This window comes from Mesorhizobium onobrychidis (genome assembly GCF_024707545.1).
Classification (GTDB): domain Bacteria; phylum Pseudomonadota; class Alphaproteobacteria; order Rhizobiales; family Rhizobiaceae; genus Mesorhizobium; species Mesorhizobium onobrychidis.
In genome coordinates this window covers 3,811,310-3,827,663 of sequence record NZ_CP062229.1, presented here as the reverse complement: position 1 = coordinate 3,827,663, position 16,354 = coordinate 3,811,310, and the positions used below count along the sequence as shown (strand labels likewise).

Below are 16,354 nucleotides of genomic sequence, written 5' to 3'. Positions count from 1 at the left end.
CGGCGGCGACATCGTGAAAAGACATGCTCCCGGCGCGATTGCGCCGAAACGAGCCGTCCCAGGGATTCGGCCGGCGAAACCTTCCAACACGAGAACCGGAAGATTTGGCCGATCCGGACATTCCGATCCCAAAACTACACAGCAGCGATCAAGCCCACCTCCAGCTGCACCATGACCATGAGACTGGAGATCGACTCGCATCACACATCCTGTGCTATTTATGACAATGTGACTGAGGCGGTGACATGCTGCAGCATCTACGAGTCCAAGCTCAAGGTTCCGATGCCGCCGACCAGAGCCGGCAGTGGATGAGCTCAATTTGGCTCGCTGTTGTCGTCGGTATCGCCTATTTCGCGGCGGCACAGTTAAGCCTTTCCCTACTCACTCCTGATGGCGTGGCCGTGTTCTGGCCAGCCGCTGGTATTGCCGCGGGCGCGTTGATCGCCCTTGGGCCAGGTGCGCGATTGGGGGTTGTGGTTGGGACGATGATCGCCACCATCGTGGCCAATCTCTTGGGTGACCGAAACCTCGGGAGCGCCACCGTCTTCGCCGTATGCAATGGGGTGGAAGCCCTGCTTACAGCTAGTCTGATCGAGCGCTACTTCGGTTCCGGAGTGAGTCTCAACCGCCTGCGCAACGTGCTGGGACTGTTAGGGGCGGCGATCGTCGGTGCCGCTGCCTCTGGGATCGGCGGGAGCTTGGGGTTCACTTTGTTCTATGGTGCGACGACGTCGATTTTTGCCATTTGGCAAAACTGGTTCTTATCCGACGCGCTTGGCATCGTCACGACTGCGCCGCTGGTGATCGGCCTCGCCTCAGCAACACGTGAGCCGCCGCCGCAAAGCGAGGCAATCGAAGGTCTTTTGGCTCTAGCGGCGGTAGCCGCGATGAGCCTCGTCGTCATTTCCCTACCACCGGAGCCTTGGAAAACAGTAGTGCCGATCGCGCTGCTATTCCCATTAATCTTGTGGATAGCGGCCCGCTGCCGGCCGATCTTCGCTTCGGCAGCGGCGTTCATTGTCGCCGTTGCGATAGTGTGGACGACGACGTTTGGAATTGGCCATTTCGGCGACCCGGATCTCCCGATTGCGGACCGCATCCTTGCCGCTCAAGCCGGCATCCTGGTGGTTGCGCTCTGCGCATACGTCCTTGCTGCGCTGTTCGCCGAACTGCGTCAGCACGAGGCCGCGCTCATGGAGAGCGGTGCCCGCTTGCAAGAGGCGCTGACGGCAGGGGCGGTCACGGCGTTCGTTTGGGATGTCCGGACGGGCTCGTCGCAGCGCAGCGCAAACGCTGCGCAGATCCTGGATTATGAGCCGCGGCAAACGCTGACCGCCAGTAACTTTCTCTCGAGAGTCCATCCGGACGACCGCGGGCGCTTCAAAGCGCTCGTCCACGGCGTCCGCCCCGAGAGCCCCAGGTATACCGTCACATTCCGCTTCAAGCGCCGCGACGGTTGGGAAGTCTGGCTAGAGGAAGTGGCCAAGGCCGAGTTCGACGCAATGGGGCGCCTTGTACGCCTCAAGGGCCTCACTGTTGACGTCACCGAGCGCAAGCGGTCTGAGGAGCACCAAGGCCTGTTGGTCGCCGAACTGGATCATCGCGTCAAGAACTTGCTGGCACGCGTTTCCGTCGTCATCACGGATACGCGCCCGGGCAGTGGTTCGCTGGACGAATACATTCAAGCACTCGATAGGCGCATTCAATCCATGGCCGCCGCCCACTCGCTACTCAGCCAGAATCGTTGGCACGGCGTTGACCTCATGGACCTTGTCCGCCATCAGCTTGCGCCCTACGCGACGGACGCAAACACAACGATCCGTGGCTCCAACTTCACACTCACGGTCGCGGAGACCCAGGGGTTGGCGATGGTGCTCCACGAGCTGGTAACGAACGCTGCGAAGTACGGCGCACTGTCGACCAGAAATGGGCGGGTGGAGGTGGTCTGTAACCGCGGGCCTAGCGAGAATGCGACAAACCTGTCGATCGTATGGCGTGAGATTGGCGGCCCCGCAATTGCGGCTTCGCCGCAATGCGGATACGGCGTCAGCCTCATTCGTGATCTTATCCCTCACGAGCTCGGCGGTTCGGTCGACCTCGTATTTGCATCCGACGGCGTTTGCTGCAGAATTGAGTTTCCTGTCAAGGCCGTGACCGTGACAGACATAAAGGGAGACACTTCCGGCCATCCAGCAGCTAGCGCGACGTCACTTGACGCACCGTTGCAATAAGATGTGCCGCGCTGACGGGTTTTTGCAAGATAGCTTCAACCTTGCCCGGTGCTAGCGGAACGACCTCGTAGCCGGTAATGACGATAACACTGATCCCTTGATCTTGCAGACGGTCGATCAGGTCATGAGCGGGCTCGCCGTCTCGGAGGCTAAAGTCGACGAGCGCTACATCAGGGCGGCGTTCGGAGATCAGGCGCTCGGCGTCGGCTGCGGTTGCAACGGGCCCGGCTAGGTCAGCTCCCAACGCGTTAAGCAGCCTCGTCATAGCTCTTGCGAGGTGCCAGGAATCCTCAACCAAGAGGATACGCACGCCCGTCAACGACCCGGCTGTGGGCGGGTCGCGGTGGCTGGGTGAAGTCACCGGCTCCTCAACACATTACATTGGGCCTACCTCTATCCTGAACGTTACTGACCTGCCACAGGTAATTTCCTCCAAACTGGAGTTTCGGCTTTCAAGGAATACGTCGGCTCGACCGGCTTGACTTCAGCTTTGCGAGAACCGCGCTCACGTATCGACACGCCCAATCTTGCCGCGGAATACCACGTAGACGCCGATCGTATAGGCGACGATGACAGGCAGGACGACAATTCCACCGTAGAAGAAAAACAGCAGCGAATTTTCCGGGGCGGCAGCTTCGGCTACGGTGACGGCGTAGGGGATGAGGTAAGGCCAGAACATCACGCCAAGTGTCAGAAATGCTGTACAAAAAAACGCCGCCGTCATCGCAAAGGGAACAGTGTTGTGCCGCGCCCGCCCGCTGACGAGTACGCCCAGCAGGGCGGCAACGCTTAGCAGCGGAAATATAAGCCCCCAGTGGCGGCGTTGCAGATTGCTCTATGCAATAGCCCCGGCATCGAACGTCAGCGATGTTATGAAGGCCACAGCAAGTGCCGCGAACACCCCTGCGACCAGCCATGGGATACGCGAATAGGCCCAGTCCTGCAGATGACCCTCGGTCTTCATGACGATCCAGCAAGCGCCAAGCAACGCGTAACCAAGCATCAACCCGATCCCGGTCAAAACTGAGAAAGGATGGAGCCAGGCAAACGCGTCGCCTGCGTATTGCATGCCCTCGACCGAAACTCCGCGCATCATTGCGCCAACAGCCGCTCCCTGGACAAATGCAACCAGTATAGAACCGAAGGTAAATCCGGCGTCCCAGAAGCGTCGCATCCTTTGACTCCGATAGCGGAACTCGAACGCGATGCCGCGAAAGATCAGCCCGACGAGCATCAGCAATACTGGCAGGTAGAAGGCCCCCAAAAACACGGCATATGCGGCAGGAAAGGCGGCGAAGAGACTTGCACCGATCACCACCAGCCAGGTCTCGTTGCCATCCCAGAATGGTGCAAGGCTGGACATCATCTGCCTGCGTTTCGTCTCATCCCGCGTGGTGCCAAATAGAATACCAACGCCAATGTCGAAGCCGTCGAGGATCACATAAATCAGGATCGCAGCAGCGATAACCCCGGCCCAAAACAGGGCAAGCGTACTCGGCTCAACCATGACCGTCTCCGTGTCCAGTCTGGGCGCCGGTCGCACTGACCGCTATGTCGGCGAACGCCAACGGTCGGCTCGCGGTCGCATTCGGAATCGCCTCTGCAGCGAGGGTCGGGCCTTCGCGGAGAAGCTTGTAAATGTAGAAGATGCCGAAACCTGCGAAGAGCGCGTAGACTACCGCATAGACCGTGAGTGAAATGACCACGTCACGGGTTGTCAGCGATGGCGTTACTGCGTCGCTAGTCCTCAGGAGGCCGTAAACAACCCAAGGCTGCTGGCCGACCTCGGCGGTATATCAGCCACTCAGAACCGCGATGAATCCGGTCGGGAATGACAAGAACGTGGCCCACAGGAACCAGCGGGTCGTTTCCAGCGCCGATCGCCGCTCGCTGGCAAGTCCAGTGCTCCTTAAGCTGCGGAAAGTCTTCGGTTACATAGTCAGTTGACGCAACGGGAGCTTATGGAGCGTTTTCGGATGGCGATATTGTTCTTTGGGGAGTCGGCGAGATTTCTGTGTGGCGCGTTCACCTTCGCTACTGGCGGCGCACTGGTAGCAAGGCCGTAGGTTGATTTCTCGAAGGCCAAACGCGCCTGCAGAGTTCGGTGCATAATCTGCACCCACACAGCTGGCACCAGTTTCGGTCTTGTCACTGTTCCGTGCTAGAACCGGCTGAAACGTCGTGACCCGCGCTTGCTAGAGATTTCCGCCTCGCGAAGCGCAGGATAACACCTAGCGAAGCCGCGATTGGTATCGCTAGCAAGACACCGATGAAGCCAAACAGCCACCCAAAGGCGAACAGCGCAAACATCATCCAGACTGGATTGAGGTTGACGCGACGACCGATGAGGCGCGGCGACAGCACATAGTCGGCAAGCATTTCACCAACGATGAAGATGCCCCCCACAACAGCGACAGGTGCCCAATCGGGCCAGAACTGGTCCACCGCAACGCATACGGACACCAAGATACCGGTGGCTGCCCCGAGATAGGGAACGAAACTGATGAGGCCTGCAGTGATGCCGATCAAAATGGCATGGTTGAGTCCGGTCAGCTTCAAAGCAGCGGCATAAATGACGGCAAGAACGAGGCAGATGACGACCTGACCGCGCACGAAGCCGGCAACAGTATCGTGCATTTCGCGCCCCAGCGCCCGAATATCGTCGCGGTACTCCGGAGCAAACCAGCCATCGACCGTTGCAATCATTCGATGCCAGTCGATCGCGAGATAGATGGCGATGATTGGCGTGACAACGAGCAGGGAAAGAAGGGAAATCAAGGCTCTTCCGCTCGACCATAGCGAGGTAACGACGCCGTCGAGCCATTTGCTGCCCACCGTCCTCACGACATCGACAGACGATTGCTCGATGTGAAGATTCTCACCCATGACACTACGCATCCAGGGGCCACTTGCATCGGTCGCAAGGGACTGCAGACGCGTGATGTAGCGGGGAAACTCCTCAACAAAAAATCTGAGTTCGCCAATAATTACCGGGAGCATGACCAACATTACCCCGATAATACCCACGATCAGCGGCAAGAAGACGGCTAGTGCTGCAAGGGTTCGATTGATCCCGAACCGCTCCAACCTGTCGACCGCCGGAACGAGGAGATAGGCGAGCAATGTGCCTATGACAAATGGCAGCAGGATTTCGCGCAACAGCACCAGCGCAACCAAGGCGACTGCGGAAACCCCAATCCAGAACGTAGCTGGTTGCGCAATTCTCATCGACCTTCTCCCCACATCCCGTTTCGAGCTCAACTGTCGGCCACTTGTTGATCTCGGCGCACGTGTCCTCGGATCCAATGGAGGGGCGACGGTATAGATCTTCCTTTGTCAATTCTCTATCAAGCTGGCGAAGGCGATCTCACCATCGGTAATGTAATGGTTGACCTTTCCGGTCTGCAGACGTGAACCGGACTGGTGCAATACGACATCCCCGATCACCCGCTTCGTCTTCAGCTGGGTGACTATGTAGTCTCGTTCAGCATTCGTGTCTGAATCGGTAGCGTGTGTCACTTGGAGCGTCAGCCTGGTTAGCGATAATCCGGTATCTCTGGTGCCCGCCCCGACCCACAGGACACGCTGATCGGTCGGCGGTCTATCCGTATTCAGCCAGAAGCTTGCTGCCGTGATATCGTCGCTCGAGTGGGAGAGGCTCAGCGCCCAGAAGCGGATATGATGGCGCTTGCGCGGACTGTCGTTGATGGGCTGTTGAAAACCTATGTCCTGCCTTCGTCCAAAGAGATAGAGCGTGCTGAATGGGGCAGTGGGATACGAAGAGTTGAGCAGGAACGCTCGTACCATCCACCACGAGCTTGCAACCCCCAAACGATCAGCCGTTGACCAGCCCGCTGCTGCAAATGCATCGCAGAGTTGTTGACGGGTCCCGATCAGGACTAGATTTACTGGATCGCCGGGCAAGCCGTCTCCGGTGATTGAGTATCTAGGAATGAGTCTCCGGTGCAGAACCTTAAGGCCCATTCGGACTACGTTTGGCAAAATGACATAGGCAGCAAGCCCGTAGGTAAGACCTACGGCTAGGACCCATGGAAGTCTGTGGTCCGCAGTATCGAAAACGATAAAGACTATGAGCCAAACGCTGACTACTCCCAGACAGACGATGAGAAATCTCTGGAATAACCGCGTAAGTGTCCTCAAAATTCATTGTCCCGTATGGCGCCAACGACCTCGGCGTCGACTTCGCGGTTCGTGCCCGGATTCTGCCGATTGAGCATAGCCGCCGTCAGGCCATTTCTACCTCACGTTTCGTCGTCACGATATTGCTCTTTGGGGAAGTGCTATCGGCAAAGGTCTTGTTGGTCCCGAACCGCGCGGCCGGTCCATTCGTATGCAAACGTCGGTGGAAGGCATTTTTTGGGCGCGAAACAGACGTTGGCGAATGACCGCTTTGACCGAGACCGTGTGAAAACGCGGCTGCGCGCACATCGTTCGGGACGACGGGTTCGCAGGCAGGTTTTGGATGCGGGCCGGTGGCTGGTTCTGATTAGGCGGCAATGGTCTGCATGAGTCGTTTGACGCCGAAGATGTTGATCATCCGCTTCATGTTGTAGGCGAGAACCTGCCTGGCCGACCTCAATCGCGAGCAAGTCATCAAGTTTGGCAGGAACATAATCGAAGAACAGCGTTTGGCCACTGCGGACGAAGGTCCATCCTTCCCTATAATGGCAAATCATCTGGAACCGCATTCCGACGCGCCTTCCGGGAATGAATATCGATGATTTGTATTTCCACGATCTGCGCCACGAAGGCACCAGTCGCCTGTTGGGGGCGATGGCAACCCGCGTAAATGAACTCGGCGAGGCCTCTCGACACATACGCTGCACCCTGTTGGGTGTGTGGGTCGTGAAATAACACTCCGGTGCTGGATGAAACGGATGCCCAGAACCCGCCGCATCATTTTATTCGACATGGATTTTCAGCGCCGTGTCGCCGATTCCCCGCCATAACCTCTATTCGCGCGATCGAACCGCTGCAGACATTGCCATTCTCCGGGAATTGGCCAAGATCGGATCATGCCGCCTCCTGATCGGCGGCGCGATAAATGCCGTAGCCGACCTTGACGAGCAGACCCTCATCGCACATGCGGGCCAGATAACAGCGGGGAATTCCAATGTCGGTTAGATCGCACGTTCGCACTTCACCCTTTTCGCGTACGAGTGCGACAGCGCGCTCTGAGGGATGGCTTCGGCCCGCCGGCCAATCGGGTGCGCTCAGCGCGCTCGCGGTCGCGCTTCCGAATCTTGATAGTGGGCTGTGGCGTAGTTTCGAGGGGGATCGGCAGTTCGTAGTTCGCAGTTTCGTTCAGCCCGGGGAGCCACTTCAGATCAAAATTGCGAACGCCGCTTACACGCGGTTCCACTCCAGAGCCGCTTTCGTACGTGGCGAAAGTCTGTAGGCCGATCCGGCCAATCCAAGCGTCCCTCGCCGATGTGCCGCTGATCCGCCCGACCCACCGCATCGACCGCAGCCGCCTATCCGGCCTGCGTCCGACATGCGACAGGCTGATCATTCGGCCCGCTCCCTTCCGGCCAGCACTGAAACCCGGTGTTAACGTCGTTCGCGGCTTAGAGGATTCGGCCGCAGCTTGAAAGTGTAGGGTACAGCTCGCTGCCAGACAGGGAGGCGAAAATGAAATTGCTTGGGATTGCGCTCTTGTGCACGGGCATGATCAGCGTAGCAATGCCGGCCGTTCGCGCTGAGGATCAGCTCGTTCCGCCTAACCATGTAGAAGCGCCGGAGCCGGCAGTTCATTGCGAAGGCCAAAACTGCCTTCCACCAGCCGATAACCCTGTCGAGGAATGCAAGGGGCAGGATTGCACGCCGGCTGCGCCGGTCGAACCAGGCCCGCAGATTGAACAGGTCGACTGAACAGCATCCGGAACGTCATGTTGCTGGGTTCCCCAGCCCTTCCACCAGCGTGCTCAAGGCCGCATCCAAGGGGGCTGATCCGACTTTCTCGGGCACCAAGAGCCCATCGATCGCAAGCATGGTCATACCGTGGATGAGCCCCCACCAGGCTGCCGCCTGACCTTCTATCGGCCGCTTGCGAATGCTCCCCGCGGCCTGGCCGCGCCGCAGGATTTCGAGCGCCACATCGAAGACCGCGAGCGCCCGCTCATTGAGATGCATTCCTGCGGCTTTCTCCTCCCCTGCGCTGAACATCAGGCGGTAGAGAGCCGGGTTGTCCGTTCCGAACGCGACGAAGGCATGAGCTACCGGAGTGATTTCGTCGCGCAGAGTTTTGGCCGCCTTGGGCTTGGCGGCCGATAGGGACTCCCGCAGCCGGTCGAAGCCGATCATGGCGAGCTCCGCAAGCAGCGCGGCTTTGTCGGGAAAGTGCTTGTAGGGTGCCGCGTGGCTTACGCCAGCCCGGCGAGCGACTTCCCGCAGCGTGAACTGCCAGCCCTTCTCCTCCCGAAGCATATCCAACGCCGTCTCGATAACCGCGCGACGGAGATCGCCGTGGTGATAGGGGCGATTGGGTGCGTCCTGCATGGTACCTCAAAGTTTCTTGTGATTACATTGTTGACAGTGACTACTTAGGCGCCTAAGTCAAGGCTTAAGTTTCTTCCGTCTACATCGGAGTGGACCATGAGCGCCACGGCAAACATCACCGACGCTGATCGGCTGGGCAGTCTCCTCGCCAGCCAGCGTGCTGCCTTCCTGCGTGACGGAGCGCCTTCGCTGGCGCAGCGACGCGCTGATCTGACCAGGTTCAGGGCCGCGATCGTCGGGCACCGCAAAGCGATCGAGGACGCCATCAATACCGATTTCGGGCATCGCTCGAGGTACGAGACGGCGATTATGGAGGTCGGAGGGGGCGCCGAGGGCACAAAGTATCTGATCCGCAACCTTCGCAAATTCATGGTGCCGACCCGCCGCCACGTCGCCCTGCATATGCGAATGGGCAGCGCCCGCATCGAATACCAGCCGCTTGGTGTCGTCGGCGTGATGTCGCCGTGGAACTATCCGGTGAACCTCGCGCTGTTGCCGGCCGTAACGGCCATCGCCGCCGGAAACCGGGTGATGCTGAAACCCTCGCAGTTCACGCCCGCCACCAATGCGCTGCTCGCAAAGATGCTCGGCGAGATCTTTTCCGAAGATCAGTTCGCGATGGTCACTGGCGATGCGGCGGTGGGGACGGCTTTCTCAGCCTTCCCGTTCGACCACCTGGTTTTCACCGGGAGCACTGCCGTAGGACGATCGGTGATGAAGGCCGCAAGCGACAACCTCGTTCCGGTTACCCTCGAGCTCGGGGGCAAGTCGCCCAGCATCGTTGCCAAGGGCCACACCCTCGACCAGGCGGCGGCGTCAATCGTCTATGGAAAGCTGCTCAGCGCCGGACAAACCTGCATCGCCCCGGACTACGCACTCGTTCACGAAAGCGAGGTTGACGCATTCGTCAAGGCATATGATCGGAAGGTGGCGTCCTTCTATGCCGACGGCCCGACGAGCGAGCATTACACCTCGATCATCAACGAGCGGCACTATGCCCGGCTCCAGAGCCTTATCGACGATGCCCGCTCCAAAGGAGCGCAGATCATCGAGGTCGGCAACCGGTCCAGCGAGGCGTCCCGTCGCCCCAACACGCTGGCGCCAACCGTCGTGCTCGGCGTCACAGACGACATGCGCATCGCTCATGAGGAAATCTTCGGCCCGGTGCTGCCGGTTTTTCCCTACCGCGACATCGAAGAAGCGATTGCCTATGTGAACGCCCGGCCCCGGCCGCTCGCGCTCTACTATTTCGGCGCCGATGACGAAAACCGGCGCGAGGTGCTGAGCCGAACGACCTCCGGCAACGTCACCATCAACGGCACAATCATGCACATCGCCCAGGATGACTTGCCTTTCGGCGGTGTCGGTCCCAGCGGCATGGGGGCGTACCATGGCATCGAAGGCTTCCGTACGCTCAGCCATGCCAAGGGAATCTATGAGCAGGGCCGGTGGAACCTCTCCAACCTTCTGCGCGCGCCCTTCAGACCGCCGATCGATACCATCCTCGACATGATGCTCCGGTGACCAGCATGCCGACATCAAATCAAGCTGGGGAGCATCAGCACATGACCACCGACACGTCGTTGCCGCTACCCGGCTCATGCGAATGCGGCGCCTGCTCGTTCGAGGTACAGACCTCGCCGAAAGCCAGGTTCCGGTGCCACTGCCTGATCTGCCAGGCGTTCAACGGCAAACCGTTTGCGGATGTGGTCGCCGTTCGCGCCAAGGATGTCGTGCTGAAAAACGCCGGCAATATCTCATTCAGGAAATACCGCCCGCCGCCGAACTTCAATCGCGGGGTCTGCAGGACCTGCGGCAAGCCGGTTGTGGAGGTTGCGGGCGTCGGGCCGTTCAAGGTGATGTTCATTCCGGCGGCCAACTTCGAGCCCGAGGCCCGGCTGCCGCCGGTTCGGATCGACATATTCTATCACCGTCGTGTGCTGGACATGCCCGATAGCGTGCCCAAATACAGCGGCTATTTGCCGAGCGAGCTGGCGGTCGGGAAACTGATCATGAGTGGCCTGTGAAATGGCTAGTCGATCCATTTGGCAAGCATGCGACCCGAGTTGGAACGATCTCGGCTATCTAACGATGCCCCTACATCAGGTCGGAACGCCCCAGGCCAAATAGGTGAACCGACGAGCCTCCGCCATGATCTCGGCGTCTTCTGGGGAAGCTCCCAGGAATCCGCCGTGAGGACCAGCTTCGATAACGTGGAGTTCGGCCGTCGCGCCTGCATTCCGAAGGGCTCGGTGCATGCGCACCGTATCGGACAGAAGCAGGTCGCGTGTTCCGTCGCCAGAAGCGTCTGGGGCCAGCCCAACTCGACGTTTCCGAACAGGGGAGAGACATGGGGATGTTCGAGAACCTCCGCGCCGGCGTAGCTGCGAATGTAGTCCACGCCGCCGTAGAGGTTCACGTCGAGGAAGCGGTTCGTCTGGTGGCTGTCGCCTGCGAGCGTGAGATCGAGCGCGGGGGTGAACAGGAACAGGCCCGTGGGAAGCGGCAAGCCCTCGTCGCGGGCGCGGAGCGACAGGGCCGCAGCGAGATTTCCTCCAGCTGAGGTGCCCGCTACAACCAATGCCGATGGCGGATAACTCTTCAGGATCTCGGTATATGCCTCAAGGCAATCGTCCAGGGCAGCCGGATAAGGATGATCAGGGAGCATCCTGTAGTCGACCGAGAATACTTCCGCACCGTAATCGGCGGCCTCCAGCTTCGCGGTCAGAGCGCACATCTCGCCACCGCCGACGACGAAGCCGCCGCCATGGATGTCGAAGTAAGCTACTTCCGCGCGGCGTCCCCTGGTTCCCTCCGGTTTGGCTCGGTGGAGTTCTGCGCCGCTCGGCAACGCAATCACCGTCGCCGATCCCTGGAACCCGGCTGCGAGCGGCCGCATCATGTTAACCATGGGATCTACAAGTTCCGAGAGCTCTTGCGGCTCTACGTGCGTCTGACCGGAGGCGGCCAGCTGAGCGGTTCTCTGCGTCAAATAGGTTTGGGCCTGCGGACTTAAAGTCGTCGGCACGGGGATCACCTGCTCTGGCGTTTTAAGCGCTGTCGGATCACTCACCATGTGCCCTTCACCCATCGTTCTCTGATTTGGCTGAAAGACAGCTGCCCCCATCTCGATACTCTTGAAATGCCGGCCCATTATGCATCACGAAATTAGATGCTGACTTTTCGTCCATCGCGTGATCGCATCTCGGGGTGAAGGCGCGGGTCCAAAGAAGTGCTCTTGCTTCGAAATGTTCGAAACATAGACGCCCTTCTTGAAGAACAGGAACATCTGGATCAGATCATACCCAAGCTCGGAAAACAGCTTTACCGGGCGTGCGAGCACGCGGAAAACCAGCCACGGCACAACCCGCACCTTGAGACTTTTCTTGACAACCTCGGAGACGAGATCGGCGATCTCTTGCTGGCTCTTGGGGCCATCGCGCCAGCCGACATCGATCGTTTGGTTGTTGATCTCACTACCAGGAAACGTCGCGGCTTTGGCTAGATATGAGGCCAGATCATCTGTCAGCACATAGGACCATCTCGTGGTCTTATCGCCCAACGTCAGGAACCGGCCAGCTTTCACACCCTTCGCAATGATGTCTGAGCTTTGATCGAGAAATGTGGGCGCGCGGACAAATACATATGGCACACCGGAGGCCTTGATCAGATCCTCGGCCACTTTCTTGGCGTGGAAATGCGGCACTGCTGACACAGCCTCGCAGCTGACGATGCTAAGAAAGACAAATCGGCTGACATTGGCTCTCGCTGCCGCCTCTATAAGATTCTTGTTGCCCTGGAAATCCGTGTCGAGGCTTCCCTTCATGTAACTGTTGGCCGAGCTGACGACGACGTCCACGCCCTGCAAAGCACGATCCAATGAAGCTGGATCCATCAGGTCGCCGCGCACCCATTCGACATCGGCGCTCTCATTTGAGGGCGCGCCTTTACGCGACATCGCAACGACGGTCGCATTCGCAGCATGCGCCAGGTTGCGGAGAATCTTGGCTCCGAGGAACCCTGTGGCGCCGACGACCAGGACCTTCTTTTTCGCCGTCGCGCTTGAGCTTCTGGTCTCGGCAAGTGCCTTCTTATCCGAGGCAGTCGAGGCATGCGGTGATTGGGTCAATTTAAAATCTCCGGTCGTGAACTGGTATCGGCTCGAGCGCTCAGGACGGGGTAATCGATGTAGCCCTGTGCAGTGCCGCCGAAGAAGGTGTCGTGGTCTGCCTCGTTCATCGCTGCATTGCCCTTCAGCCGCACGATGAAGTCCGGATTGGCCAGAACCATCTGGCCATAGGCTTCCAGATCGGCCAGTCCCGAAGCCACGTCGGCGCCGATCTGGTCGCGCGGACGCCCCGGCCGGTTGAGGATCAGCGATTGGTGCCAGAGCTTGCGAATATCGGTCAGCAACGGCTCGTCGCCCTGGTGCATGACGTGCAGATAGGCGAGCCCGAGCTTATCAAGTTCGGCCACGAGGTGCCGGTAGAGATCCGGCCCCTCGGCGCCTTCGTCGATCCCCCACATGATCGTGCCGGGGGACAGGCGGATCGCGGTGCGGTCCGCGCCGATCTCCTCGGCGATCGCCGTGGCGACCTCGATCGCGAAGCGGGCGCGGTTCTCGATGGAGCCGCCATATTCGTCCGTGCGCGTGTTGGCGCTCAGCGCGAAGAACTGCTGGACGAGGTAGGCGTTCGCGCCGTGAATCTCGACGCCGTCGGCACCGGCCTCGATCGCCGAACGCGCCGCATGGCGGAAGTCGGCGACGGTCTGGCGCACCTCTTCGGTCGTCAGCGCGCGCGGCGTGGGAATGTCCTGCATCCCGGTCGCCGTGAACATGCCGGTCCCCGGCGCGATCGCGGACGGCGCGACACCCTGGCGGTGATGCGGCGTGTTGTCGGAATGCGACATGCGTCCGGCGTGCATGAGCTGGATGAAGATGTGGCCGCCTTTGTCGTGCACGGCGGAGGTGATCTTCCGCCAGCCGGCGATGTGTGCGGGCGTGTAGATGCCGGGGGTGGTGAGATAGCCCTGGCCGTCATCCGAGGGCTGGGTGCCTTCGGTGACGATCAAGCCGACGCCGGCGCGCTGGGCATAATATTCGGCGGCCAGCGCGCCAGGCGTACCGTCGAAGCCGGCGCGGCTGCGGGTCATCGGGGCCATGACGAGGCGGTTCGGCAGCGTGTAGCGGCCGACGCGGACAGGGGTGAACAGCGCACTCATTGGGGACCTCCATTTTGCTGGAGTCCTTGTCCGCTATTCCACTCACGGGATAAATCCCGTAGGATTGAAATCAGTATTCCATCTATGGATCAATCCGGTGAGCCATTTGAACGACATGGCGCTGTTCGTGGAGGTGGCCAGAGCCAGGAGCTTTCGGAAGGCTGCGGAGGCTCTCGGCATGCCAAACTCCACTCTGTCGCGGCGTATCAGCGAGCTGGAGAAGGCGATCGGCTTGAGGCTCCTTCATCGCACAACGCGCAAGATCGAGCTCACCGAGGCCGGTCAGCTTTATTTTGAACGGAGCAAGCGAATCGTCGACGAGGCACGGCTCGCGCACGAACAGCTCGGCGCGATGCTTGAGCAGCCCAGCGGCGTCCTGCGGGTTTCGCTCCCGGTCGACCTCGCTACTTTTTACCTCACGCCGATCATCGGCGATTTCGCGCGGCATTATCCCGGCATCACGTTTGAATTCGACCTGACCCCACGCCGTGTCGATCTGGTCGCCGAGCCGTTCGATGTGGCGATCCGCATAGGCAAGCTGGAAGATTCCAGTCTGATCACTCGCCTGATCGGGCGGCATTCGCGCCACCTCTACGCGTCTCCTGGCTATATCGAAGCGTCAGGCGAGCCCGCCACACCTGCGGAACTGGCGAAGCATGAATGCATCGGCATGCTGCGGAGCCCGACCTGGACTTTGCACCAGGAGATGAACAAGGTCGATGTCGCCGTTCGCGGTCGCTTCACGCTCAACAGCGTCGGGATGATCCGCGCCCTGGCGGTCAACCACCAGGGCATCGCCCTGCTTCCCGAGAAGATCGTCGCCGAAGACTTGGCCACTGGCCGGCTCCGACGCATCCTGCCCGAATGGCAGGGGTCGACGGTCAGCATTTACGCCGTCACCGAAACTCGCCTTATTCCAGCCAAGACCCAGCGGTTCATCGAATTCCTGTCCTCCACGCTGATGGAAGCTTGAAAATGCGGGCGGCTCTCACCTCTTCGGCATGGGGCGTGCGAGCTGATCTAGAGCGTCGGTCACAGGACCCACTGCGCGCCCGCTCCCCTTGCTACGTCATTCATTCCGAAAGACCGGAATCAAGCTGCCTTAGGAAGGGCCGCTCGATAGCGCCCATAGGCGACTTTGATGAGCAAGCCCTCGTCGCACATGCGGGCTAGGTAGCAGCGAGGAACGCCGATGTCGGTCAGTTCCTTCGCCCGAACCTCGCCCTTCTCCAGGGCGAGCGCCACCGCGCGTTCCCTCAGCGTTGGCCTAGGCCCGCCCGCCAATCTAATCCTCTTCGCGCGATCGCGATCGCGCTTGCGAATCCGCTTGGTTGGCCCTGGCGTAGGTTTGAGAGCGATCGGCGACTCAAAGTTCGCAGTTCCATTCAGCTCGGGGAGCCAATATTTTCAAACACTTAGGTATCGATGCAGGGTACGCCAATCGGCGTATGCTCACTGCTGGGCTACATACCGGGCTACAGATGCTGAGTCAGGGGAAGTCGCAGATGTCGACGACAAGATCGCCGCGTCCCCCACCGCCCCTGGAAAAACTCTTGCGATTCACGCGCAAGGAAGCGGCTTTAAACCAAATCAATCTCGCGATCAGACTTTTTCATGAGGGGGAATTCGCTGGCGGGCGACGATCCTATTCATGGCCGGCTCAATCGTGCCGCTGTCGGTCTCCAGCAGTTCGATCAACGGCACGGCCGATAGCAGTGGTGTCGGCGTAAGGCTGCGGAAGATTGGCGTCTAGCGCCGTTGTTGCTCGGGCTACCAGCCCAAAGTGATTATCTGGGAAAGCTCGGCGATGTCGCCATAGATCATCGAACCTTTGACGAGAAAACACTTGTCACCGAGGACTTCGAAGAGTGAGCTTGACGCGGTGCAAACCGGCAGGTTCTTCGAATTGGCGTACGTCCCGAGGGGCGCGGTTTCGACCTTACGGTCCGCGGCTTCGGCGTAGCCGACGCTGATCGCAAGGATAGCGATAGCAATGAGAGTCGTCTTGCTCATATTTAGCCCCTAGAGCCAGCGGGCTTCTTGGGCAGCAAATCCGGGTTGCCGCCCCTGGCCTTGCCATGGTCGCGCCATGCATCAAAGTAGCATCGGCCCATATGGGCTTCATCCATCGATTGGATGAAGCGGGCTCATCTATATTAGCCAACGCTTGACGTGCCGCTTGCCGCTCCAAAATCTTCTGCATGGCGCGGGGAATTGGCATTGGTGACGAGGTGGTGATAACGGCCACGGCGCGAAGGCGGGTCACCGAGGATCGCGTCAGCGTCGCCATTCCGGGCGAAGCCACTGGATGCCCGGGCAGAGGTCACGATCGGCCGATCAAGCCCGATGCAGAGCACTTTTTAGAGTGCCCCATATGCGGC

General features: G+C 59.8%; 15 protein-coding genes and 1 pseudogene. 4 read left to right on the top strand and 12 right to left on the bottom strand.

Going from position 1 to position 16,354, the window contains the following annotated elements; genetic code table 11:
- The first annotated feature begins 245 nt into the window (after positions 1-245).
- Positions 246-2,231, top strand: coding sequence for an MASE1 domain-containing protein (locus IHQ72_RS18990; protein WP_258116494.1), 1,986 nt, complete (start codon positions 246-248; stop codon positions 2,229-2,231).
- Here the strand turns inward: IHQ72_RS18990 and IHQ72_RS37105 are convergent.
- The 7 genes and pseudogenes from IHQ72_RS37105 to IHQ72_RS18955 form a co-directional block, all read right to left on the bottom strand.
- Positions 2,197-2,496 (bottom strand): DNA-binding transcriptional response regulator, encoded by a 300-nt coding sequence (locus IHQ72_RS37105; RefSeq protein WP_374120257.1) that lies wholly within the window; start codon positions 2,494-2,496, stop codon positions 2,197-2,199. The two genes, IHQ72_RS18990 and IHQ72_RS37105, sit on opposite strands and share 35 nt — an antisense overlap.
- A gap of 240 nt (positions 2,497-2,736) precedes the next feature.
- Positions 2,737-3,738: pseudogene (cydB, locus tag IHQ72_RS18980) on the bottom strand (cytochrome d ubiquinol oxidase subunit II).
- The gene (locus IHQ72_RS18975) at positions 3,731-3,982 is read right to left on the bottom strand and encodes a hypothetical protein (protein ID WP_258123881.1); all 252 of its coding nucleotides are present in this window, start codon (positions 3,980-3,982) and stop codon (positions 3,731-3,733) included. The pseudogene cydB and the gene IHQ72_RS18975 overlap by 8 nt, the downstream one beginning before the upstream one ends.
- A 397-nt stretch (positions 3,983-4,379) precedes the next feature.
- Positions 4,380-5,459: an AI-2E family transporter gene (locus tag IHQ72_RS18970; RefSeq protein ID WP_258116490.1), complete on the bottom strand. Its 1,080-nt coding sequence runs from the start codon at positions 5,457-5,459 to the stop codon at positions 4,380-4,382.
- A gap of 108 nt (positions 5,460-5,567) precedes the next feature.
- On the bottom strand, positions 5,568-6,392 hold the full coding sequence (locus IHQ72_RS18965) for an LssY C-terminal domain-containing protein (RefSeq protein WP_258116489.1): 825 nt from the start codon (positions 6,390-6,392) through the stop codon (positions 5,568-5,570).
- Positions 6,393-7,265: 873 nt separating this feature from the next.
- Positions 7,266-7,391 carry a type IV toxin-antitoxin system AbiEi family antitoxin domain-containing protein gene (locus IHQ72_RS18960; protein WP_258116488.1) on the bottom strand — a complete coding sequence of 42 codons (126 nt, stop codon included), beginning with the start codon at positions 7,389-7,391 and terminating at the stop codon, positions 7,266-7,268.
- Positions 7,392-8,138: 747 nt separating this feature from the next.
- Positions 8,139-8,750 (bottom strand): TetR/AcrR family transcriptional regulator, encoded by a 612-nt coding sequence (locus IHQ72_RS18955; protein WP_258116487.1) that lies wholly within the window; start codon positions 8,748-8,750, stop codon positions 8,139-8,141.
- 96 nt (positions 8,751-8,846) lie between these two features.
- Here IHQ72_RS18955 and IHQ72_RS18950 point away from each other — a divergent pair, with 96 nt between their 5' ends.
- Together IHQ72_RS18950 and IHQ72_RS18945 are read left to right on the top strand one after the other, a co-directional pair.
- Positions 8,847-10,274 carry a coniferyl aldehyde dehydrogenase gene (locus IHQ72_RS18950; protein WP_258116486.1) on the top strand — a complete coding sequence of 476 codons (1,428 nt, stop codon included), beginning with the start codon at positions 8,847-8,849 and terminating at the stop codon, positions 10,272-10,274.
- Positions 10,275-10,315: 41 nt separating this feature from the next.
- Positions 10,316-10,777 carry a GFA family protein gene (locus IHQ72_RS18945; RefSeq protein ID WP_258116485.1) on the top strand — a complete coding sequence of 154 codons (462 nt, stop codon included), beginning with the start codon at positions 10,316-10,318 and terminating at the stop codon, positions 10,775-10,777.
- Between the two features lie 5 nt (positions 10,778-10,782).
- Here the strand turns inward: IHQ72_RS18945 and IHQ72_RS18940 are convergent, their stop codons facing one another.
- From IHQ72_RS18940 to IHQ72_RS18930, 3 genes are read right to left on the bottom strand one after another with little or no spacing between them, the layout of a single operon-like run.
- Positions 10,783-11,904 (bottom strand): alpha/beta hydrolase fold domain-containing protein, encoded by a 1,122-nt coding sequence (locus IHQ72_RS18940; RefSeq protein ID WP_258116484.1) that lies wholly within the window; start codon positions 11,902-11,904, stop codon positions 10,783-10,785.
- A 6-nt stretch (positions 11,905-11,910) separates the two neighbouring features.
- The gene (locus tag IHQ72_RS18935; protein WP_258116483.1) at positions 11,911-12,879 is read right to left on the bottom strand and encodes an SDR family oxidoreductase; all 969 of its coding nucleotides are present in this window, start codon (positions 12,877-12,879) and stop codon (positions 11,911-11,913) included.
- Complete coding sequence (locus IHQ72_RS18930; protein WP_258116482.1) at positions 12,876-13,973, bottom strand: alkene reductase; 1,098 nt, start codon at positions 13,971-13,973, stop codon at positions 12,876-12,878. The genes IHQ72_RS18935 and IHQ72_RS18930 overlap by 4 nt, the downstream gene beginning before the upstream one ends.
- A gap of 97 nt (positions 13,974-14,070) precedes the next feature.
- Between IHQ72_RS18930 and IHQ72_RS18925 the strand changes: the two genes are divergently transcribed.
- Positions 14,071-14,946 carry a LysR family transcriptional regulator gene (locus IHQ72_RS18925; protein WP_258116481.1) on the top strand — a complete coding sequence of 292 codons (876 nt, stop codon included), beginning with the start codon at positions 14,071-14,073 and terminating at the stop codon, positions 14,944-14,946.
- A gap of 119 nt (positions 14,947-15,065) precedes the next feature.
- Here the strand turns inward: IHQ72_RS18925 and IHQ72_RS18920 are convergent, their stop codons facing one another.
- The gene (locus IHQ72_RS18920; protein WP_258116480.1) at positions 15,066-15,257 is read right to left on the bottom strand and encodes a type IV toxin-antitoxin system AbiEi family antitoxin domain-containing protein; all 192 of its coding nucleotides are present in this window, start codon (positions 15,255-15,257) and stop codon (positions 15,066-15,068) included.
- Between the two features lie 486 nt (positions 15,258-15,743).
- A complete protein-coding gene (locus tag IHQ72_RS18915) occupies positions 15,744-15,986 on the bottom strand; it encodes a hypothetical protein (RefSeq protein ID WP_258116479.1) in 243 nt (80 codons plus the stop codon).
- Positions 15,987-16,354 lie beyond the last annotated feature (368 nt).